Annotated in this window: 23 protein-coding genes; 12 read left to right on the top strand and 11 right to left on the bottom strand. The window is 64.2% G+C overall.

Annotated features, from left to right (window positions below; translation table 11 throughout):
• The first annotated feature begins 54 nt into the window (after window positions 1-54).
• Window positions 55-480 (top strand): hypothetical protein, encoded by a 426-nt coding sequence (locus tag BHE75_RS24200; RefSeq protein ID WP_139181771.1) that lies wholly within the window; start codon window positions 55-57, stop codon window positions 478-480.
• Window positions 481-533: 53 nt separating this feature from the next.
• Here BHE75_RS24200 and BHE75_RS24590 read toward each other — a convergent pair whose 3' ends face one another.
• The 6 genes from BHE75_RS24590 to BHE75_RS18700 all read right to left on the bottom strand — a co-directional run bounded on the left by BHE75_RS24590 (window position 534) and on the right by BHE75_RS18700 (window position 5,433).
• Window positions 534-695 (bottom strand): hypothetical protein, encoded by a 162-nt coding sequence (locus BHE75_RS24590; protein ID WP_169572503.1) that lies wholly within the window; start codon window positions 693-695, stop codon window positions 534-536.
• A complete protein-coding gene (locus BHE75_RS18720) occupies window positions 692-3,061 on the bottom strand; it encodes a heavy metal translocating P-type ATPase (RefSeq protein WP_217494743.1) in 2,370 nt (789 codons plus the stop codon). Before BHE75_RS18720 ends, BHE75_RS24590 begins: the two co-directional genes overlap by 4 nt.
• A gap of 78 nt (window positions 3,062-3,139) precedes the next feature.
• Window positions 3,140-3,790 carry a methyltransferase family protein gene (locus BHE75_RS18715; protein ID WP_084653545.1) on the bottom strand — a complete coding sequence of 217 codons (651 nt, stop codon included), beginning with the start codon at window positions 3,788-3,790 and terminating at the stop codon, window positions 3,140-3,142.
• Window positions 3,791-3,801: 11 nt separating this feature from the next.
• The gene (locus BHE75_RS18710; RefSeq protein WP_070934784.1) at window positions 3,802-4,050 is read right to left on the bottom strand and encodes a DUF2933 domain-containing protein; all 249 of its coding nucleotides are present in this window, start codon (window positions 4,048-4,050) and stop codon (window positions 3,802-3,804) included.
• On the bottom strand, window positions 4,037-5,023 hold the full coding sequence (locus BHE75_RS18705; RefSeq protein ID WP_084653348.1) for a CopD family protein: 987 nt from the start codon (window positions 5,021-5,023) through the stop codon (window positions 4,037-4,039). The genes BHE75_RS18710 and BHE75_RS18705 overlap by 14 nt, the downstream gene beginning before the upstream one ends.
• Before the next feature lie 5 nt (window positions 5,024-5,028).
• Window positions 5,029-5,433: a copper resistance protein CopC gene (locus tag BHE75_RS18700; protein WP_070936121.1), complete on the bottom strand. Its 405-nt coding sequence runs from the start codon at window positions 5,431-5,433 to the stop codon at window positions 5,029-5,031.
• A gap of 129 nt (window positions 5,434-5,562) precedes the next feature.
• Between BHE75_RS18700 and BHE75_RS18695 the strand changes: the two genes are divergently transcribed.
• From BHE75_RS18695 to BHE75_RS18675, 5 genes are read left to right on the top strand one after another with little or no spacing between them, the layout of a single operon-like run.
• The gene (locus BHE75_RS18695; RefSeq protein ID WP_070934783.1) at window positions 5,563-5,841 is read left to right on the top strand and encodes a hypothetical protein; all 279 of its coding nucleotides are present in this window, start codon (window positions 5,563-5,565) and stop codon (window positions 5,839-5,841) included.
• Window positions 5,838-6,278, top strand: a complete 441-nt coding sequence (locus BHE75_RS18690; protein ID WP_070934782.1) for a periplasmic heavy metal sensor — start codon at window positions 5,838-5,840, stop codon at window positions 6,276-6,278. Before BHE75_RS18695 ends, BHE75_RS18690 begins: the two co-directional genes overlap by 4 nt.
• Window positions 6,275-6,838, top strand: a complete 564-nt coding sequence (locus BHE75_RS18685; protein ID WP_070934781.1) for an RNA polymerase sigma factor — start codon at window positions 6,275-6,277, stop codon at window positions 6,836-6,838. The genes BHE75_RS18690 and BHE75_RS18685 overlap by 4 nt, the downstream gene beginning before the upstream one ends.
• A 52-nt stretch (window positions 6,839-6,890) precedes the next feature.
• A complete protein-coding gene (locus BHE75_RS18680) occupies window positions 6,891-8,714 on the top strand; it encodes a copper resistance system multicopper oxidase (protein ID WP_070934780.1) in 1,824 nt (607 codons plus the stop codon).
• Window positions 8,711-9,703, top strand: coding sequence for a copper resistance protein B (locus BHE75_RS18675; RefSeq protein WP_070934779.1), 993 nt, complete (start codon window positions 8,711-8,713; stop codon window positions 9,701-9,703). The genes BHE75_RS18680 and BHE75_RS18675 overlap by 4 nt, the downstream gene beginning before the upstream one ends.
• 2 nt (window positions 9,704-9,705) lie before the next feature.
• On the opposite strand, the gene BHE75_RS18670 is transcribed toward BHE75_RS18675, so the two are convergent.
• Both BHE75_RS18670 and BHE75_RS18665 read right to left on the bottom strand, forming a co-directional pair.
• The gene (locus BHE75_RS18670; RefSeq protein ID WP_084653343.1) at window positions 9,706-10,302 is read right to left on the bottom strand and encodes an HdeD family acid-resistance protein; all 597 of its coding nucleotides are present in this window, start codon (window positions 10,300-10,302) and stop codon (window positions 9,706-9,708) included.
• Window positions 10,303-10,874: 572 nt separating this feature from the next.
• The gene (locus tag BHE75_RS18665) at window positions 10,875-11,525 is read right to left on the bottom strand and encodes a BON domain-containing protein (protein ID WP_070936118.1); all 651 of its coding nucleotides are present in this window, start codon (window positions 11,523-11,525) and stop codon (window positions 10,875-10,877) included.
• Between the two features lie 527 nt (window positions 11,526-12,052).
• Between BHE75_RS18665 and BHE75_RS18660 the strand changes: the two genes are divergently transcribed.
• The 6 genes from BHE75_RS18660 to BHE75_RS18640 all read left to right on the top strand — a co-directional run bounded on the left by BHE75_RS18660 (window position 12,053) and on the right by BHE75_RS18640 (window position 17,642).
• Window positions 12,053-13,090 carry a zinc-dependent alcohol dehydrogenase family protein gene (locus BHE75_RS18660; protein WP_070934778.1) on the top strand — a complete coding sequence of 346 codons (1,038 nt, stop codon included), beginning with the start codon at window positions 12,053-12,055 and terminating at the stop codon, window positions 13,088-13,090.
• Window positions 13,087-14,211, top strand: coding sequence for a VIT1/CCC1 transporter family protein (locus tag BHE75_RS18655; protein ID WP_191225224.1), 1,125 nt, complete (start codon window positions 13,087-13,089; stop codon window positions 14,209-14,211). The genes BHE75_RS18660 and BHE75_RS18655 overlap by 4 nt, the downstream gene beginning before the upstream one ends.
• Before the next feature lie 282 nt (window positions 14,212-14,493).
• Window positions 14,494-15,114, top strand: a complete 621-nt coding sequence (locus tag BHE75_RS18650; RefSeq protein WP_191225223.1) for an ATP-binding protein — start codon at window positions 14,494-14,496, stop codon at window positions 15,112-15,114.
• Entirely contained in the window at window positions 15,086-15,736 is a 651-nt protein-coding gene (locus tag BHE75_RS18645; RefSeq protein ID WP_070934776.1) for a BON domain-containing protein, read from the top strand. Before BHE75_RS18650 ends, BHE75_RS18645 begins: the two co-directional genes overlap by 29 nt.
• A 14-nt stretch (window positions 15,737-15,750) precedes the next feature.
• Window positions 15,751-16,029, top strand: a complete 279-nt coding sequence (locus BHE75_RS24770; protein ID WP_217494742.1) for a hypothetical protein — start codon at window positions 15,751-15,753, stop codon at window positions 16,027-16,029.
• Between the two features lie 11 nt (window positions 16,030-16,040).
• Window positions 16,041-17,642 (top strand): MBL fold metallo-hydrolase, encoded by a 1,602-nt coding sequence (locus tag BHE75_RS18640; protein WP_070934775.1) that lies wholly within the window; start codon window positions 16,041-16,043, stop codon window positions 17,640-17,642.
• Between the two features lie 30 nt (window positions 17,643-17,672).
• On the opposite strand, the gene BHE75_RS18635 is transcribed toward BHE75_RS18640, so the two are convergent.
• The 3 genes from BHE75_RS18635 to BHE75_RS18625 form a co-directional block, all read right to left on the bottom strand.
• Window positions 17,673-19,187, bottom strand: coding sequence for an acetyl-CoA hydrolase/transferase family protein (locus BHE75_RS18635; RefSeq protein ID WP_254684505.1), 1,515 nt, complete (start codon window positions 19,185-19,187; stop codon window positions 17,673-17,675).
• A gap of 193 nt (window positions 19,188-19,380) precedes the next feature.
• Window positions 19,381-21,912, bottom strand: a complete 2,532-nt coding sequence (mgtA, locus tag BHE75_RS18630; protein WP_070936114.1) for a magnesium-translocating P-type ATPase — start codon at window positions 21,910-21,912, stop codon at window positions 19,381-19,383.
• The gene (locus tag BHE75_RS18625; RefSeq protein WP_254684504.1) at window positions 21,909-22,556 is read right to left on the bottom strand and encodes a Bax inhibitor-1/YccA family protein; all 648 of its coding nucleotides are present in this window, start codon (window positions 22,554-22,556) and stop codon (window positions 21,909-21,911) included. Before BHE75_RS18625 ends, mgtA begins: the two co-directional genes overlap by 4 nt.
• Window positions 22,557-22,585: the final 29 nt, after the last annotated feature.

Raw genomic sequence — 22,585 nt, 5'->3', positions numbered from 1 at the left:
GGTAAGCCTGGAAGAGGCTAACGCCGCGCTCGAGGCGGGACGGGAGCAGGACTCTTGAAGGCCGATGCCCTTCTCGACAGCAACCTGCTCATCGCGATGTTGGCGGGAGCCCACGATCATCATGCGCTCTCTCCGGACTTGCCGATCGGTGAGAGGCGCAGCGAATACGCCGTCGCCGCATACAGTCACGCCGAAGCCTGCAGCACTTTGAATCAGCGGGTCAAACGGGCGCAATACCGGTTCACGGCCGAGGAAGTTTGGGCGGCGTTGGAGAGCGTGCGCGCGGTGACGGTCTTGATCGGATTGAAGCTGGCGCAACCGTTCGACGCCGTTCGTGCTTTCGTGCAAGGCGATCGTTCACCACGTTCCGGTGATCGTCACCTGGAATGTCGGCCACATGCGGGGCCTATTTCCTTCGCTGACTATCGTGACACCCAAGGACGTTGGAAAAGGTCTCGTTCGCTGGGAAATGTTGCATGATCCGACCTATCGCGCTGGCTGCCCCAGGATCACTGAACCGACCTCTTTCCCCGCTAGAGCATCGAGGTTGCACGGATGCTGCCGCCACCCTTCATGAACGATGGGCAGCGCATATGTTTGGCCAGCAGGTCCGGTTCGTCGGCAATGACAAGGATACCTTCCGCCGACCCGGCTGTTGGCGCGCTCGCTTCGAAATGACGAGGCAGGTCGATCACAGACGAATGACCCGCAATCGCAAGGCATTGGTGATGACGCTTACCGATGACAGCGCCATGGCGGCCGCTGCAATGGCAGGCGAGAGCATCCAGCCAAAGGTTGGATAGAGCGCGCCGGCTGCGATCGGAATGCCCGCGACGTTATAGGCGAAGGCGAAGACCAGGTTCTGGCGAATGTTGCGCATCACGGCGCGCGACAACCGCCGCGCGCGCAGGATACCGTTGAGATCGCCTTGCAGCAGCGTAACCCCCGCGCTTTCTATGGCGACATCCGCTCCCGCTCCCATGGCAATCCCGACCTCGGCTGCCGCCAGCGCCGGGGCGTCGTTGACGCCGTCGCCTGCCATGGCGACGCTGCGGCCGTCGGAGCGCAGCTTCTGCACAACGCTGGCCTTGTCTTCGGGCAGAACCTCGGCCTCGACATTATCGATGCCAAGGCGGGCCGCGACGGCAAGAGCGGTGGTTCGATTGTCCCCGGTCATCATGACGATACGGATGCCGTCAGCCTTTAGCTCGCGGACGGCTTGAGCCGAAGTTTCCTTGATAGGATCGGCTATGCCAAGAAGTCCGGCAAGCTTGCCATCGACGCTGGCAAAGATCGCCGTCGCGCCCTCGGCGCGCATCGCCTCGGCCGCTTCGTTGAGCGCAGCCGTATCGATCTTCTGCTCCCCCATGAACCGCAGGCCACCAAGCAGGATATGCTTGCCCGACACTGTGCCGGTCACGCCGCGCCCGACAGGCGAGTCGAAATCGCTCGCCTGTTCGAGCGCCAGCTTGCGGTCCTGCGCGGCGCGCAGAATGGCGTCAGCCAGCGGATGTTCGCTGCCCCGTTCGAGACTGGCCGCAAGGCGCAGGATCTCGTTCTCGTCCCATCCGCTGACGGTGCGGATACCTGTCACAGCGGGTCGACCTTCGGTCAGCGTTCCGGTCTTGTCGACCACCAGCGTGTCGATCTTCTCGAACCGTTCCAGCGCCTCGGCATTCTTGATGAGTACGCCAGCCTGTGCGCCGCGCCCGACGCCAACCATGATCGACATCGGCGTGGCGAGACCAAGGGCACAGGGACAGGCGATGATTAGCACCGAAACGGCGGCAACAAGGGCATAAGTCAGGCGCGGGTCGGGACCGAACACCGCCCATGCGGCGGCCGCGATCAGCGCGACCGCGATCACTACGGGCACGAACCAGCCAGAGACCTGATCGGCCATGCGTTGGATCGGCGCACGGCTGCGCTGCGCCTCGGCCACCATCTGGACGATCCGCGAAAGCAGCGTCTCGCTCCCGACCTTCTCGGCGACCATGACGAAGCTGCCCGTCTTGTTGAGCGAGCCGGCGATGACCTTGGCGCCCGCTTCCTTGGTCACCGGCATGGATTCGCCGGTCACCAGTGATTCATCGATCGATACTCGTCCTTCGGCGATGACGCCGTCCACCGGCACCTTCTCGCCGGGCCGAACCCGTAGATGATCGCCGACAACCACGAGGTCGAGCGTGACTTCCTCGTCTTGTCCGCCGGCGGTAACCCTGCGGGCGGTCTTAGGCGCCAGATCAAGCAGCGCCTTGATTGCGCCGGAGGTGCGCTCACGCGCGCGCAATTCCAACACTTGGCCGAGCAGGACCAGGACAGTGATGACGGCGGCCGCCTCGAAATAGACCGGCACCGTGCCCATCGAATCCCGGAAGGCGGGCGGAAACAGCGATGGCGCGAAATGGGCAACGAGGCTGTAGACATAGGCGACGCCTACCCCCATGGCGACCAGCGTGAACATGTTGAGATGGCGAGATTTGAGCGAGGACCAGCCGCGCGTGAAGAACGGCCAGCCCGCCCACAGCACGACCGGCGTTGCGAGGAAAAACTGGATCCAGTTCGATGTCTGCTTGCCCACGAACATCATAAGGCCGGTCAGATGCCCGCCCATCTCCAGAGCAAAGACCGGAATGGTCAAGATAAGCGCCACCCAGAAACGGCGCGTCATGTCGGCGAGCTCGGGGTTGGGGGCGCTGTCGGCCGATACCATTGCCGGCTCGAGGGTCATGCCGCAGATCGGGCAGGAGCCTGGTCCGATCTGCCGCACCTCGGGATGCATCGGGCAAGTGTAGATGACACCGTTTGCGACCGCACGGGCCGGTGGCACGTCTTTCTTGTCCAGATACTGGCCCGGGTTTGCGACGAACGTCGACAGGCATCCTGCACCACAGAAGTGGTAGCCTTGACCCGCATGGGTCGCATGATGCTCGGTCGCTGCCGGATCGACCTTCATACCGCACACCGGATCAACGGCAGTGGCCGTACCGCTCACTTTCTTCGTGTCGCCGCCACAGCAGCCCGCACCATGATGATGCGCCTCGTGATCAGTCGATGTCATATCGATTCTCCTTCAACGCAGCGTCATGTGGGATCTGACATCATGTCAGGGTCAAGCCCTCATTTGCCGGAACGCGGTTCATCTGGGGCTTGGGGTTCGCCATTTCGGAAAGAAGCCGCCGGTGCGCGCCATATATTGGCGATAGGCATCGCCAAATTCTGCGATCGCAACCTTCTCTTCATGGTGGGCAAGGCGGACGTACATGACGACGAGAACCGGATACATGGCCAGCGTCAGCAGCGTCGGCCATTGCAACAGGAACCCGGTCAGAATGAGGATGAAGCCGACATATTGCGGGTGCCGGAGCCGTGCATAAATGCCGGTGATCGCCATTGCGTGGTGTTGCTGCGCCGCATGGAGCACGGCCCAGCCGACCGAGATCATCCAGAAACCACCGCCGATCAGGACAAAACTGGCGATGTGGAATGGACCGAAATGCGGGTTGAGCCGCCATCCGAACATCATCTCGAGCAGATGGCCAGCATCATGCGAGAACCAGTTGACGCTGGGATAATGCGACTGGAACCAGCCCGCGAACAGGTAGATGGTGAGCGGGAAGCCGTACATTTCGGCGAAGAGCGCGACGAGAAAGGCGCTGAACGCGCTGAAACTGCGCCAGTCCCTTGCCGATTGCGGTTTGAAGAAACTCAGAGCGAACAGAATGAACACCATCGAGTTGACGAAGGCGAGGCCCCAGAGGCCGAAGCCCTGCATTTGATGCGCGCCCATGGTGCCCTCCATCATTGCACACCGGCGTCGCCGGTCCCCTGTGATTTGCTTGAAGGAGTCCCGCCGCCATGTTTGTGACCATGGTGCATGAAGAGGTGCATGACCGGGCAGGACAAGAAGAGCAGGAATGGCAGCGCGTTCAGCACATGCGCGGTATGCTCGGTGAAGAGATAATAGCCCGCGACGATGGCGAACCCGACGAAGATGAGTTTGGCGCGGCCCGACATCTTGCCGCCGTAATGGGCCTCATGATCCGACATGGGGTGTTCCTTCGGGAAGAGGGGAGGCTTGGTGGCACGCATTGCCGTGCGAAGGGGCGCTGAAGCCGGTCACCAGCCTGGCTCCAGGATTCCGAGCCACGCAACCTGTCCAAGGATCAGGACTGCGGCGGCGAACTCCACAGCGATGGTAGCCCCGATCCGCCCCAGCGCCGTTCTCGAGGCCGGAAGCACGCTCGATCGCAGGAACAAGCCGAAACCGGTGGAGCGCAGCCAGAGCCAGCATGAGGCTGAACAGCGCAAGCTTGCCGCCCATCAGAACCATATAGGTCGAGCCGAAGGGAGGGCTAAAAGGTTGTGCGCCCAGGACGGTCAAACCGTTGACCATGCCGGTCGCGATCAGCAGCGCGACGACAATCGACCCCACGATGCCGAAACCGTTGAGGGATCGCTGCGCGACCGCCAAGTCAAAGAGCGAGGCCGTTGGGCGACCCACAATGAAGAGAAGGCAGGCAATGGCGCCAATCCATGCGCCTGCGGCCATAAGATGCGCGATGTCGGAAACGAGATGTGGCCATGCCAATGCGCCTTCGGTGGCGACACCCTGCCCGTTCAAGACCAGCGATGCGAGGGCGATACCGCTGAGCGCCGCCACGCCTGCCATCGTGTCTGTTCGACGCGCCGGTGCGAGCAGGGCAAGGCACAAGGCCAGCATGGTTGCGGCAAGCCGCAGCGCGAAGGCCCAGCCAACCGGAGTGTTCAGCAGGATCGAACGGGCAAGTTCGAGGTCGAGGCCGTCGATCGACGTGCCCGACATGCTGGCCAGCAACAGGGCAAAGCCGACGATGTTCAGGCCTGCGGCACATAGGCTGAGCGGAACCAGCCATGCTCGGAACGGGATCAGGCCCCGTTGCGGCGCACGCAGGGCGTAGAGGCCGAATAGCGGGACGCCGAACAGGAGCCCCTCGATCGCAAAGAGGCGGAAGCGGACAGCAATGATCGGCCCCTCGGACATGGCCTTCAGCTGACCGTGAAGGCGAACTGGTTTTCGACCCGGTGGGTGTCTGCGGCTACCGCATGCCAGGTCACGACATAGCTACCGCGCGGCAATGCACTCGCGAAAGTCGCGATGAGGGTCTTGCCATCCGAGGAGAGTGTCGTTTTCACTGCCGGCACAGACGTCATGGCCATGTGCGCCATATGATCCGAGTGCGACATGCCAGCCATGCCGGCAAGCGTGATCTCAAGACCGGTCAACTGGGGCAATAGCCGTTCGGTGAAGCGCAGCATGACATGCCGGGTCGACGCGACGGATGCCTGGGCGGCAGGAATCGACGCAACCAGCCTCGGGTGCGCCAGCGCGGGCATGGTCGTCGTCATTGCGGTGGCAGCGAGGGCAGTGGCGATGATTTTGATGGCCTTCATGAAGCGCTCCTCGGATATCCCGCTGTCCATACGCAGGCCGAGCGCTCACCCCTCGGATCGTGCGGCTATTAATTTGAGGGGTCGGAGTATTCCTTGCGTATGACGAAGCGCGCAGTTCGGAGAAACAGAATGACAGATATAGAAAACGCGCTCGCGCGCCTGCGAGCGTTGCCGGTGGATCCCCGGCTCAACGCGATCGATGCAGCGGTGCTCGATGGCTTGAATCAGCAATTGGCTGGCGATCGCTCGTCCGGGCGGCTGTTCGTCACGGCCGCCGCCGTCGCGCTTGTGACCGGCATCCTGGGATCGAGCTTTCCGGGTGAACCCGCAACTGCGGCAACCACCGCCTTTCCGTTCGGCGCTCCAGCAGCGCTCGCACCGTCAACATTGCTGGCGGGCGTGCAATGACCGATCGGTCCCGCTTCCTGTTCGTTATATTGATCGCATTCGGCGCGGCATTGGCGGGCGTCTTTGTCGGCCGCAGCTATATCGTGGCGCCGCCCCCGGTCGAAAGCGAGCTCCATCAACTGCTCCACGAGCAGCTCGATCTTGATCCCACTCAGGAAACCAGGATCGAGGCAATCGAAGCCCGGTTCGCCATCCAGAAACAGGCGCTCGAACTGGAATTGCGCGCCGACAATGCCCGTCTTGCCCAGGCCATCCAGACCGAACATGGCTACGGCCCGCAGGTCAGCGCTGCCATCGACCGCTCACACAAGGCGATGGGTGAACTGCAGAAGGTGACGCTCGAGCATATCTTCGCGATGCGTGGCGTGCTCCGGCCCGAGCAGGCCACGCGTTTTGACGACGCAGTGGTCAAGGCGCTGACCGTCGAGGCAAAATGAGCCTCGATCTCGCCGAATGTTCGGACGGCGAACTGGCGGCGCTGGCGATCGGGGGGCGGCAAAGCGCTTATACCGAATTGATGCGCCGGCATCGCGAAGCCATTTTCCGCTTCGCCCGCGCGCACACCGCCGATGACGATGCGGCGCTCGATATCACACAGCAGACCTTTATCGCCGGCTTTGCGGCGCTGAAGCGCTACGATCGGTCGCGACCGATGAAGCATTGGCTGACCCGCATTGCGCTCAACAAATGCCGGGATTGGGGACGGCGCCGGAAGGTGCGTGCGCTCTTCGCCTTTGCTGCGCCCTTGGAAGGCGCGCCCGATCCGGTTGACCCGTCCGCCGACGTCGAGCGCGAAGCCAGTGACCGCCAGGAACTGGCCGAAGTGATGCACGCAATGGTCAAACTGCCCGCCAAGCTCAAGGAGGTGCTGGTGCTGCGCGCCGTTGAGGGTGCATCGCAAGCAGAAGCTGCCGCGATCCTGGGCATCACCGAGAAAGCCGTCGAAACGCGGCTTCATCGCGCGCGGAACAAATTGCAGGAAGTTTTGAGGGCCTGAAGCGCGATTTGCGTATTGGCGCACAACAGATCCCGACACAGGCAACCCTTCCATGACGACCTCTCCCGCCTCGCTCCCGGCCCTTGATCGCCGCGCGCTTTTGCGCGGCGCGGGCCTTGCCGGTGCCGGACTTGGGCTGGCCGCGTGGATGCCCGCCTGGGCGCAGCCGGTATCGCGCGGCATCGCCAAACCCTTGCCCGAGCTTTCGGGCGACAGCATCTCCTTGCGGGTCGCGCACGAGACGGTGAAGGTCGACGGCCGGCAGGCACATGTGATCGCCATGAACGGCACCGTTCCTGCCCCATTGCTGCGCCTGCGCGAAGGGCAGACCGTTCGAATCACCGTCGATAACGGGCTGGATGAGGAGACGTCGCTGCACTGGCATGGCCTGCTGGTGCCCTTCCAGATGGACGGCGTCCCGGGCCTGAGCTTCCCCGGCATCCCCGCGCGCTCATCCTTCACCTATGAGTTTCCGATTCAGCAGTCCGGCACCTACTGGTATCACAGCCATTCGGGTTTGCAGGAAGCGATGGGGCACTACGGCCCGATCGTGATCGACCCCAGGGGCGCCGATCCAATCGCCTGTGATCGCGAACATGTCGTGATGTTCTCCGACCACAGCTTCGTGCATCCGCACACGCTGTTCACCAAGCTCAAGCAGGAGCCGGGCTACTATAACCGACAGAAGCAGACGCTGGTGGGGCTGCTCGGAGGAAAGGACCAGAAGCACGCCGATCGCCTGGAATGGGCGCGGATGCGGATGGACCCGACCGACATCCTCGATGTGACGGGTGCGGCCTATACCTATGTCGTCAACGGCTATGGTCCGCAGGACAATTGGACCGCGCTGTTCAAGCCAGGCGAGCGGGTGAGGCTGCGGCTGATCAACGCCGCCGCCATGACGATCTTCAATGTTCGCATCCCGGGCCTGACGCTGACAGTGGTCGCCGCCGACGGGCAACCGATCCGCCCGGTCGCCGTCGATGAGCTGCAGATGACGATCGCGGAGACTTATGACGTCATCGTCACGCCGACCAAGGATCGCGCCTACACCATCGTCGGCGAGGCGATCGACCGTTCAGGCATGGCCCGCGCCACACTCGCGCCACGCGAGGGCATGGCCGGCGGAGTCCCGCCGCTGCGCCAGCGGTCGCTCCTGACGATGGCGGACATGGGCATGGGCGCAATGGACGCACCCGGCGGCCACGCGGGACACGACATGGCAGGCATGGATATGCCGGGGGTGGACATGCCCGCTATGGATCATGACGCAGGCGCCGCCGCACCGACGGAGCACGGTTCCGCTGGCGGTTCGGGGCATTCGATGAAGATGCGCGATGGCGCCAATGCACCGCAGGTCGTGCTGGGGCCGGGCGTGCAGACGATAGCGCCGATGCCGATGGATCGCACCGGCGAGCCCGGAGTCGGCCTTGAGAAGGTTGGCCACAAGGTCCTGGTCTATCGCGACCTCGTCGCACTCGACCGCAATCCCGACGTGCGCGGTGCGGCCCGCGAGATCGAACTGCACCTTACGGGCAATATGGAACGCTATATGTGGTCCCTCGACGGCCAGACGCTGTCGGAAGCGCGAACGCCGATCCCGGTCCGTACCGGCGAGCGGGTGCGCATGACGCTCATCAACGACACGATGATGAACCACCCGATCCACCTGCACGGCCACTTCTTCGAGCTGGTGACGGGGCAGGGTGATCATTCACCCCGCAAGCACACTGTCAACGTGCCGCCAGGCGGCAAGGTCAGCTTCGACGTGACCGGTATCTATGGCGACTGGGCTTTCCATTGCCACATGTTCCTTCACATGCATGCGGGAATGATCCGCGTCGTGCAAGTCCGCGATGCGGGAGATCCCGCGTGAACGCGTTCAGGTTCCTGGGGCTCTCGCCGTTCCTGTTCGCAGCGTCGGTATCGGCCCAGACGATGGATCATTCAGGCCATCAGGGCCAAGATATGTCCGGCATGGCGATGCCGACACAGTCCGATCCGCACCCTGGGCATGCAATGCCTACTCCGATTGAGCCTCCGAACGGCCAGGACATGCCCAACATGGCTATGCCTGCCGCCGTACCAGCCGAACCGGCCGGCCCAGCGGGCACAGACCTCGAACCTGGCAACCTGCCGCCACCGCCGGTGGCGACTGACCGCCCAGCCGATCGCTATTTCGATCCACGCGCGATGGCCGCCGCCCAAGCCAACCTGCTCGGCGAACATGGGGGGATGACCTTCCACAAGGTCCTGTTCAATATCGCGGAATATCAGGCGCGCGAGGCTCGCGATGGCTATCGCTGGGACGCCAGCGCCTGGTTTGGCGGCGACATCGACCGGCTGGCGCTCAAGTCGGAGGGGGAGGGCAGTTTCGGCGAGGCGATCGACCATGGCGAAGTTCAGGCGCTATGGTCGCATGCGATCGATCCCTATTGGAATGTCCAGGGCGGCATCCGGCAGGATGTCGGCAGGGGGCCGGACCGCACCTATGCCAGTATCGGGATAGAGGGTCTCGCGCCCTACTGGTTCGATCTGGGGGCTTCAGCGTTTGTGTCCACCAGGGGTGACCTGCTCGCGCGAGTCGAGGGCGACATCGACCAGCGCATCACCCAGCGGCTGATTCTCCAGCCCCGCGTCGAAGCCAATTTCGCCGCACAGGATATTCCCGAAAACGGCATCGGCGCCGGCCTCTCGACTCTCGAGCTCGGATTACGGCTTCGCTACGAGGTCGCCAGGGAATTCGCGCCCTATATCGGCGTTTCCTGGGACCGCAGTTTCGGTGACACTAAGCGGATGGCGCGCGCGGCGGGCGAACAAGCGTCATCAACGAGCCTCGTGGCTGGGATTAGGTTCTGGTTCTAGCCCTACCGCCAGCCCGAAGCGCGCGGTCCGAACGTGGCGCTACGTAGGGACAGACCGATCAGCAAGAGGGCGACCCCCTGGAACAGCAGGTCGATCGACAGAATCAGTCCGAGTACCCAGATCGAATTGACCGGCCAGCCGAGTGCTATCACCAGCGCGGCCGCAATGCTCGCGACGGCCGAGACGGTCATCCATCCCCATCCGGACGGCGTGCGCGTTGTCAGTGCTATGAAGAGGCGCAGCGCGCCGGAGAGCCCGAGCGAGACGGCGAGGAACAGGGTGAGCAGGGTGGCCGCGAACAGGGGATCGAGGAACATCGCGACGGCGGCCGCAAGATAAAGCAGGCCGCTCAGGAGCCAGAATGCGAACCGCGCCCATTTTTTGACGCCGAAGGCATGTATGATCTGGAACGCGCCGGCGGCGAGCATGACGGCGCCGACGTAAAAAGTCGCTGCAACGGTCGTGATGAACAGATTCGCGGAGGCGATGGCTCCCAGCAGGATAAGTGCGATGCCGAGCACCGTGAACCAGCACCATGCGCCGCGTTGCTCCAGCGAAGCCGGACTGTCGCCGAAGCGCGATCCTTGCGTGTTGATCATGATGTTCGTCTCCTCTGGGTGTGCGGTCCAACGCCCAACGACTGCTTGCTAGGCTCCGGCAATGTCCAGCACACTCCGTTTATCTACGGATTGGCGCCCCGAGGGTCAGTTCGGCGCATCATCCAGACAATGTCGGCGCGAATGCCGACGCCGTCGCAGGAGTTGCCAGATGTCGCCGCCGATGTGGAAATCCCGACCCATGGCTTGTGACCATATGTAGCCAGCCAGAGTCTACCTTGGCGGCGGCGCGATCGTGTTCCTTGCGACGGCGGTTTTCCTGATCCGTGATGCGAATGTCCGGGACTCGATATCACCATTTTCGAGTAGCTTCACCGCCTGGTGGCAGGGGTCGCCCGGGCGATGAGCTGCTGCATGGCGACCGGATGCTCGAAAGCAAATCTGTGCACCTACGACCTGTTATCCGAGATTTTGACGCTCGACGAAAGCCGGACGGTCACCTCGAAAATATTCGAGGGCGCGGCCGTCTTGATGCCGTGAACGGCGATGCACGCCATATCGACCAGCGCATCTCGCAACGATATCGTCGCCTGTCAGAGTCCAATACCGCGCATTCACGCGATGATGATGTCGTTCCGCACATCGGTCACGCCCGGTGCGGCCCATGCCGTCGCCGCGGCGACTTGCCTGTCATGCGGCGAGTGAACCGTTCCGGCGAGCACGACATTCCCCTCCTGCGCGCTGACCGTGATGGTCTTCGGGTCGAAGAACCAGGAGCGATGGAGTGCGTGCATGATCTCGTCGCTGATATTCGAGACATCGACCTTGCGCTTGATCGTGATCTGGTCGGACATGCCGATCACGCCGAGCAGCCGCCGGATATCCTGTTCGGCGCTGTCCCTCTGATAGTGCCAGTCGACCTCGCCGGTCAGGGTGATCCACCCTTTTTCAACCTGTACCTTGATGGCGTCGCGTGGAACGGACACATCCCAGGCGAGTCGATCGATCGCGGCAGCCGCGATGTCATCGTCGTCACGCTGGTCATCGAAAGGGAGCCGGATCTCGATCTCCTCGGCCACTGCCTTGACGCCCTTCACCCTGCGGGCCGCAGCCTCGGCTGCCTGCTTTTCCGCGAAACTCTCGACATGGCCCGTGAGCGTCACGACGCCAGCGTTCGCAGTGACACCGATATGGGCGGCGGTCACGCTCGGTTCCCAGTTCAGCTCGGCGAGCACAGACTGTTGAAGATGACTATCCTGGGACATGATATTCTCCAAAGCGATCGACAAAGGGAAACTGCGCGTCTTGATCGACGACCTTCCTTACGGGTGTCATGTGACAGACAGGCGCAAACTACCTTCGCTGCGACGGAATTTGACTCCTGTCGAAGCAACTCGTCGCGCACCGGCCTTCTAAACCGGGCTTGCAGGGCCGGCATTCCGGAGTTTTACTGGCGGGTCGTCCACGCATAAGCATCTGGGATCGGCTTTCGCATCGCCGAGATCCATCGCGCCCGTTTTGATGCGCAAGCACGGCGTTACGAGTCTCTCGGTGTTCCTGGACGTCGCGTTCCAGTATGCGACATGCCGGTGTGAGAGAATCATCTCTAGCCAGCCTCACGGGAAAGCCGAAACCCGTCGGAGGTCACGAGACATCGACAGGATTCGCCCCCTCCGTTGATTTACGGATAGGTTCGGCGCGAGTCCGGGTTCAAATCGCTGGTCTTGATCATCGGCCCTGGAGGGATGCGCCCAAGGCGCACGCCGACATTTCACCTTAGAGAGGTTTGTTCATGAAAGCGCTCGTTTATCAGGGTCCCGGCGCCAAGGCGCTCGAAGACCGGCCCAAGCCCGAAATCCGTGACGCCGGCGACGCGGTCGTCCGCATCACGCGGACGACGATCTGCGGGACGGACCTGCATATCCTGAAGGGCGACGTCGCGACCTGCGCGCCGGGCCGCATCCTCGGTCATGAAGGCGTGGGCGTGGTCGAGGCGATCGGCGCGGGCGTCACCGTCTTCAAGCCGGGCGACCGCGTGCTCATCTCGTGCGTCACCGCCTGCGGCCGGTGCGACTATTGCCGTCGCGGCATGTATTCGCATTGCACGACGGGAGGCTGGATCCTCGGCAACACAATCGACGGCACCCAGGCCGAATATGTCCGCATCCCCCATGCCGACACCAGCCTCTACCCGGTCCCCGAGGGCGCCGACGAGGAGGCTCTGGTGATGCTGAGCGACATCTTGCCAACCGGCTTCGAATGCGGCGTGCTCAACGGCAAGGTCGCGCCCGGGAGCAGCGTCGCCATCGTCGGCGCGGGTCCGATCGGGCTTGCGACATTGCTGACCGCCCAATTCTATTCGCCCGCCCAGATCATCATGATCGACCTCGACGACAACCGGCTCGAGGTCGCCCGCCGTTTCGGCGCGACGCACACCGTCAACAGCGCCGACGGCAAGGCGGCAGATGCGGTGAAGGGGCTAACCGAAGGGCGCGGCGTCGACGCCGCGATCGAGGCGGTCGGCATCCCCGCCACCTTCTTGCTGTGCCAGGATATCGTCGCGCCGGGCGGCGTGATCGCCAATATCGGCGTCCACGGCTCCAAGGTCGATCTCCATCTGGAGCGGCTCTGGTCGCACAACATCTCGATCACGACGCGGCTGGTCGACACCGCGACGACGCCGATGCTGCTCAAGACGGTCCAATCGAAGAAAATCGATCCCAAGCTGCTGATCACGCATCGTTTCGCGCTGGCGGACATTCTTGATGCCTATGACACCTTCGGCCGCGCCGCGGCGACCCAGGCGCTGAAAGTGATCATAGAAGCTTGACGACCGGGACCGATCCTGACCCTCTGCCGCGCTATCGCTCCAATCTCCAGGGCGAGGTCGACGGCGCGGCGGTCTATGCGGCTTTGGCCGAGAGCGAGGCCGACCCGAAACTGGCCGAGGTGTTCCACCGGCTCGCCGCGGTCGAGCAGGCCCATGGCGAGTTCTGGCGCAAGCGGATCGAAGCGGGCGGCGGCCATTTCTCGCCCACCCCTTCTGCAAGTGCGCGCGTGCTCGCCTGGCTCGCCCAGCGGTTCGGGCCAGCCTTCGTCCTGCCCGCGCTCGCGGCCAGCGAGGAGCGCGGCAGCACAGCCTATGACGCACAGCCCGAGGCGAAGGCCGCCGGGCTTCCCGCCGATGAGCGATCGCATGCCGTGCTGATGCGGGCCGCCGCCGGCAAAGGAGGTCTTTCAGGACCGACGATCGCGCTCCTCGAGGGACGCCACCGCGGCGGTGGCAACACATTGCGCGCCGCCGTGCTCGGAGCCAATGACGGCCTCGTCTCCAATTTCAGCCTGGTGATGGGTGTGGCCGGCGCCGCCGCGGCGGACAATACGCTGTTGCTCACGGGGCTTGCCGGTCTTGTCGCGGGCGCCTGCTCGATGGCGATGGGCGAATGGCTGTCGGTCACAAGCTCGCGCGAACTCTACCAGAGCCAGATCGCGACCGAAGCCGAAGAGTTGCGCGAGGTTCCCGAGGAAGAGGAGGAGGAGCTTGTCCTGATCTATCAGGCCAAAGGCATCGCCGAACCACAGGCGCGCGCGCTGGCGGAGCGGCTGCTGGGCAATGAAGGAACCGCGCTCGACACGCTGGCGCGCGAGGAGCTCGGGATCGATCCGGATCAGCTCGGCGGGTCCGCCTGGACGGCCGCGACATGGTCGTTCCTGCTCTTTGCGACCGGCGCGATCATCCCGGTCGCGCCGTTCCTGCTGCTCTCGGGGCGACCGGCGCTGATCGCCAGCCTGGCCGCCAGCGGCCTTGCCCTCGCGCTGATCGGCGCCGGCACGAGCCTTTTCACCGGCCGTTCCGCGCTGTTCTCGGCGGCGCGCCAACTCGTCATCGGGATTGCCGCTGCCGCAGTCACCTATGGTGCCGGGGCAATCGTCGGCGTGTCGCTCGGCTGACGGCCACGATGAAGCCGTCGCCAAGAGCCCGCGGCGTGAAACATCAATATGGAAGGACGCGAGCATGGGGGATCGACCCCTAAGTAACATTCCCGATTCTCCGGGCGCTTCCTGAGAGGGACAAGAATTGCGTCAACGGAGGGCGCCATGCACAGTGTCTCACTTCACCGGGATCCGGATATATCCACGCGTGAGACTATTCACGATCTGCGCAACCTCTTCGGCGTCGTGGCCTCCGCGCGGCACATGCTGGACGACAGGCCGACGGGCGATCGGCGGACATTGCTGCTCGACGCGATCGAGGACGCCGCGTTGCGCGGGGGACGACTTACCAGCGCGATGCTCGGGCAAGGCCGATCGGGAGGCGCCGCGACGCGCTTCGACCTCAACGAGCATCTCGCCGGCCTCGGATCGCTGATGCGCGCGCGCGCCGGTCGGCACGTCGAAATCCGGTTCGAACCGGCCGCCGGCCCGCTTCCGGTGAAGCTCGATCCCGCCGATCTGGACGCCGTGATCCTGGAGCTGGTCTCCAACGCCTGCGCGGCGTTCGTGAAGCCGGGCGTCATCCGGATCCAGACCAGGCGGCTCGGAGGCCGTGTCCGGCTCATCGTCGCCGATAATGGCCGCGGCGTGAGCGCCGCCGAACTCCACGCGGCGCTGCATGGATTCGAACAGTCCTCCGTAAACGGCTCCGGCCTCGTCCGCGTCCGGCATTTCGTCGAGACCGCCCATGGCCGCCTGCGTTTTCGAAGCCGCGAGAACCGCGGCTCCATCGCTTCCCTGAACTTACCGCTGGTCCTCAAGGTCGCCGGCGCTGAGACCGCCGCGACGGCCCCCACCCGGTGGAATAGAAAGACCCGCAAGGAGATCGGACATGAAAAGCGACAGTCAATTACAGCATGACGTCCTCGATGAGCTGGAATGGGAGCCGAGCATCGACCAGGCCGATATCGGCGTGGCCGTGACCGACGGGGTCGTCACCCTTTCCGGATTCGTCAAATGCTATCCGCAGAAGATGGCGGCGGAGAAGGCAACCCGGCGCGTGGCGGGCGTCAAGGCGCTCGCCGAGGAGATCAAGGTGCGCTTCGCCTCCGATCCGAAGACCGCCGATCATGAAATCGCCAGGCGCATCCTCGACATGTTCTCCTGGAACGTCTCGATCCCCGACGACAAGATTGCGGTGAAGGTCGAGCATGGCTGGGTGACGCTCAGCGGCACGGTCGACTGGTACTATCAGAGCGACGAGGCCCGGAAGGTTGCCGGCAAGGTCAACGGCGTCGTCGGCGTCAGCAACCTGATCGAACTGCACAAGCTGCCGACCTCCGGCGACGTCAAGGACCGGATCGTGGCGGCGATCAAGCGCAACGCCGATCTCGATGCGGCTTCGGTCACCGTGTTCACCGATGGCGGCAAGGTCACGCTGGGCGGCAAGGTCAGGGCGTGGAACGAGCGGCAGATCGCCGAGAGCGCCGCATGGGCCGCTCCCGGCGTGACCAGGGTCGAGGATAATATCGTCGTCGTCTGACCTTCGTCTGGCGAATGGCGGAGCGGCTGCCGGCGATTTCCGGCGGCCGCATCCGCGCCATCTCTTCTGAATTTGAAGCTTCGTCGATCGCGCCGCCATCCGCGCCGATAGGCTGCTCAGCCAACGTCCGGATGAATGCCACCCAGAATATCGTCCCAAATACTGATTGCGTGGCGGCAAGTCCTGCTTGGGTTGCCTTCGCTTGCAATACGTCGGACACTCTCGGGCGAAACAATGACATGGGCAGTTCGAGTGGGAAAAACGACTTTTCCTCAGCCGATCCGGGACAATGATCTGATACTTCATGACTGACGACCTCACACTCGCCTTCCACGGAGCAGCCCGTACTGTCACTGGCTCCTGCATGGAATTCTGCCGTGACGGGAAACGGTTGCTCGTCGATTGCGGGCTCTTCCAGGGCTCCCGTACGCTGGAAGCGCTCAACCGGAGTGCCTTCCCGTTCGACGCGGAGGAGGTCGACGCGGTCATCCTGACCCACGCCCATATCGATCATAGCGGACTATTGCCCAGGCTCGTGGCCGAAGGCTTCACGGGCGAGATCTGGTGCACGGCGCCAACGGCGGATCTGCTCGAGTTCATGCTGGCCGACGCCGGGCGCATCCAGGAGAGCGACGCAACCCGACGCAATCGACGCAAGGATCGTGCGGACCAGCCGGAGATCCTACCGATCTACACCGAGCAGGACGCAGTCGCCGCGTGGCGGCAGGCCCGGTCCGTTGACCTCGAGACATGGTTTGAGCCTGTCCCTGGGTTCAGGGCGCGCCTTTGGAACGCCGGGCACATCCTGGGCTCGGCGTCGGTTGAGCTCGATGTCGGTGGGACGCATGTCCTGTGTTCCGGTGACCTTGGTCCCGAGCATAAGGCGTTTCAACGCGATCCCGAGGGTCCCTCGGGATTCGATCATGTCATCTGCGAATCCACCTACGGCGACCGCAAGCGCGACCATCTCGCCATCGGCGAGCGCCGAAGCTTGCTGGAAGCCGAGATCAAGGAGGCGCTGGCCCGCGGTGGCAATCTCATCATTCCGGTGTTCGCGCTCGAGCGCACGCAGGAACTGCTGCTGGATATCGCCGCGCTGATCGACGCCAACCGCATTCCATCCACCCCCGTCTTCGTCGATTCCCCTTTGGCCAATCGCGCGACCAGCGTGTTCGCCAAATATGCCGGGTCGCTCGAGGACATGGAGGGCGAGAATGTCTTTGGTCACGCGGCTTTTCATTTCGTCGATGATGTCGCGGAATCGATCCGGCTGAACAGCTTGTCGGGCGCCATTATCATGGCGGCATCGGGCATGTGTGAAGGCGGCCGCATCCGGCACCATCTCAAGCACAATCTCTTCCGACGCGAATCCACGCTACTGTTCGTCGGCTTCCAGGCGGAGGGTTCGCTGGGCCGGATCATTCTTGACGGCGCCGAGCGTGTGCGCATTTCGGGTGAGGACATCGTCGTGCGCGCCCAGATTCGGCACATCGATACCTATTCGGCGCACGCCGATCAGGACGATCTGCTGGCGTGGATGGAGGCGCGGCGTCCTCTTGGGGGCAGTCTTTTCCTCTCGCATGGGGAAGCGACGGCGATCGAGACGTTGCGTCGCATCACCCAGGCCCGCGAATTGAGCGCTTCCATCATCGTGCCGGAGATGGGCGAAGTGTTCCGGCTGCCCGTCGGCACGCCCGCAGCCCGGATCAAGACCGGAGACCCGGAGCTTCAGCAGGCCGTGGGTCGCGACTGGCAGAACAGCTACGCTGATTTCGCCGCCGGCCTGAAACGCGAACTGGCGGAAATACAGGATGCCAGGATCCGTCAGCAGGCGCTCGACGATATGCGGGCGATCCTGGAGAGCTACAAGAAGGTCCGGGACAAGCGCGCCGCCCGGCGGCACTGAGAGACGATGATACCAGGGCCTCGCGCTGGCTCAGGCCATCATCGTGCCTGTCTCCACGAAGCGCTGGTGCCATGACAGGGCTTCGGCCAACAGGGACGGCGAGTGCTTGCCGTAAGATGACCGCAAGGCCCGCTCGAAATAGTCCGACAGCGCCGGCCGGTAGAGCGGATGTGCGCATTTCTCGATGATCAGTCGCGCGCGCTGCTTGGGCGAGAGACCGCGCAGGTCGGCCAGGCCCTGCTCGGTCACGAGTATCTGGACGTCCTGGTTGATGTGGTCGACATGGCTCACCTGCGGCACGATGGCGGAAATCGCCCCGCCCTTGGCGAGCGAGGGCGTCATGAAGATCGACACATAGGCGTTGCGCGCGAAATCGCCCGATCCGCCGATGCCGTTCTGGATGCGCGAGCCCATGACATGGGTGGAATTGACGTTCCCGTAGATATCGGCTTCGATCAGCCCGTTCATCGCAATGCAGCCCAGCCGCCGGATCAGCTCGGGATGATTGCTGATCTCCTGCGGACGCAGCACCATCTTGTCCCGAAAACGCTCCATGTCGGCATTGAGACCCGCGGCCGCCTCGGGGCTGAGCGAGAAGGCCGTCGCGGATGCCATCCGCAGCTTGCCGGCGGCAAGCAGGTCGAGCATCCCGTCCTGGATGACCTCGGTATAGGCGGTCATGTCCTCGAAGGGGCTGTCGACAAGGCCGGTTAGCACGGCGTTGGCGATGTTGCCCACGCCCGACTGGATCGGCAGCAGGGACGCGGGCAATCGGCCTCGCGCGACCTCATGGCGGAAGAACTCCAGCAGGTGACCGGCTATGGTCCTGGCGTCCTCGTCGGGCGCCTTGAACGGCAGATTGCGGTCGGGCGCGTCCGTTTCGACGATGGCGATGATCTTTGCTGGATCGCACCGGAATCCGGTCTCGCCGATCCTGTCGTCCGGCCGCACGAGCGGGATCGGCACGCGGTGCGGGGGCAGGGCGGTGCCGTAATAGATGTCGTGCATGCCCTCCAGGGCGGGGTTCTGCCAGCTGTTCACCTCGAGGATGACCTGGCTTGCCCTGTCCAGCCACGTCTTGTTGTTGCCGACCGAGGAGGACGGGATCAGCGAGCCGTCCGGCCGGATGCCGCTGATCTCTACCAATGCCGTGTCCAGCGGACCCAGGAAGCCCTGCCATGCCATCGGCGCGACCTGGCTCAGATGCATGTCGAAATATTCCATCTCGCCGCGGTTGATCTTGTCGCGGGCAATGGGGTCGGAGTTGTAGGGCAGGCGGAATTCGATGCCGTCTGCCTTGGCCAGCGCCCCGTCGAGTTCCGGACCTGTCGATGCACCGGTCCAGACGCGGAGCGAGAAGGGGTTGCCTGCCGCGTGCTTGGCCTCAATTCGCTCGGCAAGGGCGAGCGGGACCGCCTTGGGATAGCCCGAGCCAGTAAAGCCGCTCATGCCCACCGTGGTGCCGGGTGCGATCAACCGGGCCGCATCCTGCGCGCTCATCAGCTTCGACCGCAGCGCTTCGTAACCAATACGTCGTTCCTTCACCGTCCCGAATCTCCGATCGTGTTCAAACTGCCTGCAAGCATTCATGATACCGGGCCTGTGCGCCAGCGCCGTGCGTCCGCATGGGGCGCGTACGGCCCCGGCCTATCGCTCCGCCGCGATGCCAATTGCCGGCATTTCAAACCATCCCGATAAGATCGAGGGACGCGGTCATGCAGCCACGGCGGCCTCGTCATCAACGCGCCGACCCCGCCGGCCGCAATGCGAACCGCTTGAGGAACTCCGCGCTTGCCAGATAACCGACCACCAGCAGCGCGATGGCGCCGAATATGGTTGCACCCGGTATCGCGAAGCCGAGCAGATCGGCTGAGGGCAGCAGCGGCAGCAGCAGCGCCGCCGCCAGGCCGGCCAGGGCTGTGACGGTCAGCACGATGTGCGGCCGGCTCGACCAGGCCGGGCGGGATGTGCGGATCACGAACACCACGAGGATCTGCGTCAGCATCGATTCCATGAACCAGGCCGTGCGAAACTCCGGGATGCCGACGTGGAAGACGCCGAGCAGAAGCGCGAAGGTGGCGAAGTCGAAGAGCGATGAAAGCGGCCCCATGATCGCGGTGAAGCGTACCAGCCCCCTTATGTCCCATCCCTGTGGGCGCGCCAGATCGCCGCTATCCGCGGTGTCGAACGGGATGCCGATCTCGGAAAGGTCGTAGAGAAGGTTGTTCAGCAGCACCTGCACCGGCGTGAGCGGCAGGAACGGCAGGAACAGCGACGCGATCGCCATGGTCAGCATGTTGCCGAAGTTGGAGCTCGTTCCCATCCGGACATATTTCATGATGTTGGCATAGGTTCGCCGTCCCTCGGCGACGCCATCGGCGAGCACGCAGAGATCGGGCGCGAGCAGGATCATGTCGGCCGCCTCGCGCGCCACGTCGGTGGCGCCGTCGACAGACAGGCCGACGTCGGCGGCGCGGATCGCCGGCGCGTCGTTGATGCCGTCGCCGATGAAGCCCACCGTGTGGCCCCGCGCACGGAGCGCCCGCACGATCCGCGTCTTCTGATCGGGCGTGACCCGCGCGAACAGATCGACCTGTTCCACTCGCGCCGCGAGCGCTTGGTCGTTGAGCTTCGCGATCTCGTCACCGGTCAATATGCCTTCGACCGGCAAAGCCAGCGCTGCAACAAGATGCTGGATCACTGGCGCGGCGTCGCCGGAAATCACCTTGATGCGAATGCCCGCTGCTTCGAGCCGGGCGACTGCGGATGTGGCGCTCGGCTTGGGCGGATCGACGAACACGCAATAGCCTGCGAAAACGAGCTCGTCCTCGCCCCGTGCGTCGATTCGGTCCTGCCCGGCAGCCGGCTTCCATGCGATCGCGAGCAATCGCAGTCCCTGCGCTGCGCGATCCTCGCGCAGCGCGCACAGGCGGGCGCGTAGCGCATCATCGAGCGGCACGAACTCTCCCGATCGGTCCTGCGCTCTTGTGCACAAGGCGAGCAGCGTCTCGGGCGCGCCTTTGACGATCTCGATCCGCTCGCTTCCCTGCTCGGCCAGCACCGCGACGCGCCGCCGCTCGAAATCGAACGGCCGTTCGTCCAGCTTGCGCCAGCCCTCGAGCGAGCGGCCGGTCATGTGGAGCAGCAGCGCCTGGTCGAGCGGACTTTTCAGGCCGGTCTCGAAGCGGGCGTTGACCGCCGCCAGCTCCGCCACCCGCTCGTCATCGTCGCCGTCGATGCCTGGTTGGCCGACGAGCGTGATCCGCGCCTCGGTGAGCGTGCCGGTCTTGTCGGTGCACAATATGTCCATCTGGCCGAGGTCGTGGATCGCGGACAGCCGCTTCACCACGACTTTGGCTTTCGCCATCCGCTGAGCGCCGCGCCCGAGCGCGACGGTCATGATCATCGGCAAAAGCTCGGGCGTCAGGCCCACCGCGAGCGCCATCGCGAACAGGAACGACTGCAGCGGCGGGCGCCCGAGCGCGAGATGGGCGAGCAGCACGAACAGCACGAGGAAGATCGTGAGCCTGACGATCAGCACGCCGAGCTTGTGGATGCCATGCTCGAAAGCAGTCGTCGGCTGCTTGCCGGCGAGCGAACGCGCGATCGCGCCGAAGCGCGTGCGCGGCCCCGTCTGGACGACGAGCAGCGTCGCCGTGCCGCCGATGAGCGAAGTCCCTTGGAACAGGGCATTGTGTGCTTCGGCCGGCGTTTCGGCGGCCGTGGCGGGCTCGACCTGCTTCTCGACCGGATAGGGCTCGCCCGTCAGCAGCGCCTCGTTCACCTGCGCGCCGTTCGCCGCCAGGACGATGCCGTCGGCGGGAACGAGATCGCCCGCCGCGAGCATGACGATATCGCCGGCCACCAGTTCGCGCACGGGCAACTCGATCGGCTTGCCGTCGCGCAGCACGGTCGCATGGAGCGCGATCGCCCGCCTCAGCGCTTCCGCCGTCGCTTCGGCTCTATGCTCCTGGACGAGATCGAGGGTGGTCGACAGCACGACGACGATGAAAATGATCGCAAAGCTCGCCAGGTCGCCGGTGGCTCCGGCAATGCCGGCGGCTACGAGCAGGATGGCGATCAGCGGATTGCCGAGGCGGCGAAGAAGGTCGAGCAGGAAGTGCCGCCGCTTCGCCGCGGAGACCTCGTTCGGCCCGTCACGATCGAGGCGTGCGGCAGCCTCATCCGACGGCAGCCCGTCGCGGGTCGCAGCGAGCGTGTGGAGAGAATCGTCGGGCGTGGCTTGCCAGAATGCGTGCGGCTCGGTCACCACCGCTCCCGTCCGGTGAACCGCAGCAACGACAGGAACAGGTTCAGGAAATCGAGGTAGAGCGTCAGCGCGCCCAGCACCGCAGCGCCATTGCGTCCATCCGCGGCGCCCTCCTCATATTGACGCTTCAGCCGCTGGGCATCGAATGCGGTGAGCCCCGCGAACAGCAGGATGCCGACGCCCGAGGTGAGCAGATCGAGAGTGCCTGAGCGCATGAACAGATTAAGCAGCATCGTCACGATGAGCCCGACGAGCGCGATCGTGAAGAAGGCGCTCAGGCCGGACAGGTCGCGTCGGGTGGATGTGCCCATCAGGGCGAGCACGGCAAACCCGGCAGCCGCGGAAACGAAGGTGTAGCCGACGCTGCCGCTGCTGTAGGTGAGCAGCACGCTGCCAAGCGACAGGCCGACGAGCGCGGCGTAGAGGATGAAGATCGCCCTGGCCGTCGAGGCAGGCAGCCGGTCGATCCCGGCGCCGAGCAGGATCACGAGCCCCAGGGGCGCCAGCGTCACGATCCATCCGACCGTGGTGAGCCCGCCAGCTGTGAACAGGGCGCCGGCGAGTGATCGGCTGTAGGCGACCAGAAGGGCGAACGCTGCCGATATGATCACGCCGCCGGCCATGTGGAGATAGACCGCGCTCATATAGGCGCCAAGCCCACGATACCCGCCGT

The sequence above is a fragment of the Edaphosphingomonas haloaromaticamans genome (assembly GCF_001853345.1).
Lineage (GTDB): Bacteria > Pseudomonadota > Alphaproteobacteria > Sphingomonadales > Sphingomonadaceae > Sphingomonas_E > Sphingomonas_E fennica.
Note: the sequence above shows the minus strand (reverse complement) of the source record. Positions and strands in the feature narration are given on the sequence as shown.

Excerpts from the sequence above, each read along its gene's own strand:
- BHE75_RS18720 (WP_217494743.1), bottom strand. The coding sequence starts at position 3,061 with ATGACATCGACTGATCACGAGGCGCATCATCATGGTGCGGGCTGCTGT.
- BHE75_RS18715 (WP_084653545.1), bottom strand. The coding sequence starts at position 3,790 with ATGGGCGCGCATCAAATGCAGGGCTTCGGCCTCTGGGGCCTCGCCTTC.
- BHE75_RS18710 (WP_070934784.1), bottom strand. The coding sequence starts at position 4,050 with ATGTCGGATCATGAGGCCCATTACGGCGGCAAGATGTCGGGCCGCGCC.
- BHE75_RS18705 (WP_084653348.1), bottom strand. The coding sequence starts at position 5,023 with ATGTCCGAGGGGCCGATCATTGCTGTCCGCTTCCGCCTCTTTGCGATC.
- BHE75_RS18700 (WP_070936121.1), bottom strand. The coding sequence starts at position 5,433 with ATGAAGGCCATCAAAATCATCGCCACTGCCCTCGCTGCCACCGCAATG.
- BHE75_RS18695 (WP_070934783.1), top strand. The coding sequence starts at position 5,563 with ATGACAGATATAGAAAACGCGCTCGCGCGCCTGCGAGCGTTGCCGGTG.
- BHE75_RS18690 (WP_070934782.1), top strand. The coding sequence starts at position 5,838 with ATGACCGATCGGTCCCGCTTCCTGTTCGTTATATTGATCGCATTCGGC.
- BHE75_RS18685 (WP_070934781.1), top strand. The coding sequence starts at position 6,275 with ATGAGCCTCGATCTCGCCGAATGTTCGGACGGCGAACTGGCGGCGCTG.
- BHE75_RS18680 (WP_070934780.1), top strand. The coding sequence starts at position 6,891 with ATGACGACCTCTCCCGCCTCGCTCCCGGCCCTTGATCGCCGCGCGCTT.
- BHE75_RS18670 (WP_084653343.1), bottom strand. The coding sequence starts at position 10,302 with ATGATCAACACGCAAGGATCGCGCTTCGGCGACAGTCCGGCTTCGCTG.
- BHE75_RS18665 (WP_070936118.1), bottom strand. The coding sequence starts at position 11,525 with ATGTCCCAGGATAGTCATCTTCAACAGTCTGTGCTCGCCGAGCTGAAC.
- BHE75_RS18660 (WP_070934778.1), top strand. The coding sequence starts at position 12,053 with ATGAAAGCGCTCGTTTATCAGGGTCCCGGCGCCAAGGCGCTCGAAGAC.
- BHE75_RS18645 (WP_070934776.1), top strand. The coding sequence starts at position 15,086 with ATGAAAAGCGACAGTCAATTACAGCATGACGTCCTCGATGAGCTGGAA.
- BHE75_RS24770 (WP_217494742.1), top strand. The coding sequence starts at position 15,751 with ATGGCGGAGCGGCTGCCGGCGATTTCCGGCGGCCGCATCCGCGCCATC.
- BHE75_RS18640 (WP_070934775.1), top strand. The coding sequence starts at position 16,041 with ATGACTGACGACCTCACACTCGCCTTCCACGGAGCAGCCCGTACTGTC.
- BHE75_RS18625 (WP_254684504.1), bottom strand. The coding sequence starts at position 22,556 with ATGAGCGCGGTCTATCTCCACATGGCCGGCGGCGTGATCATATCGGCA.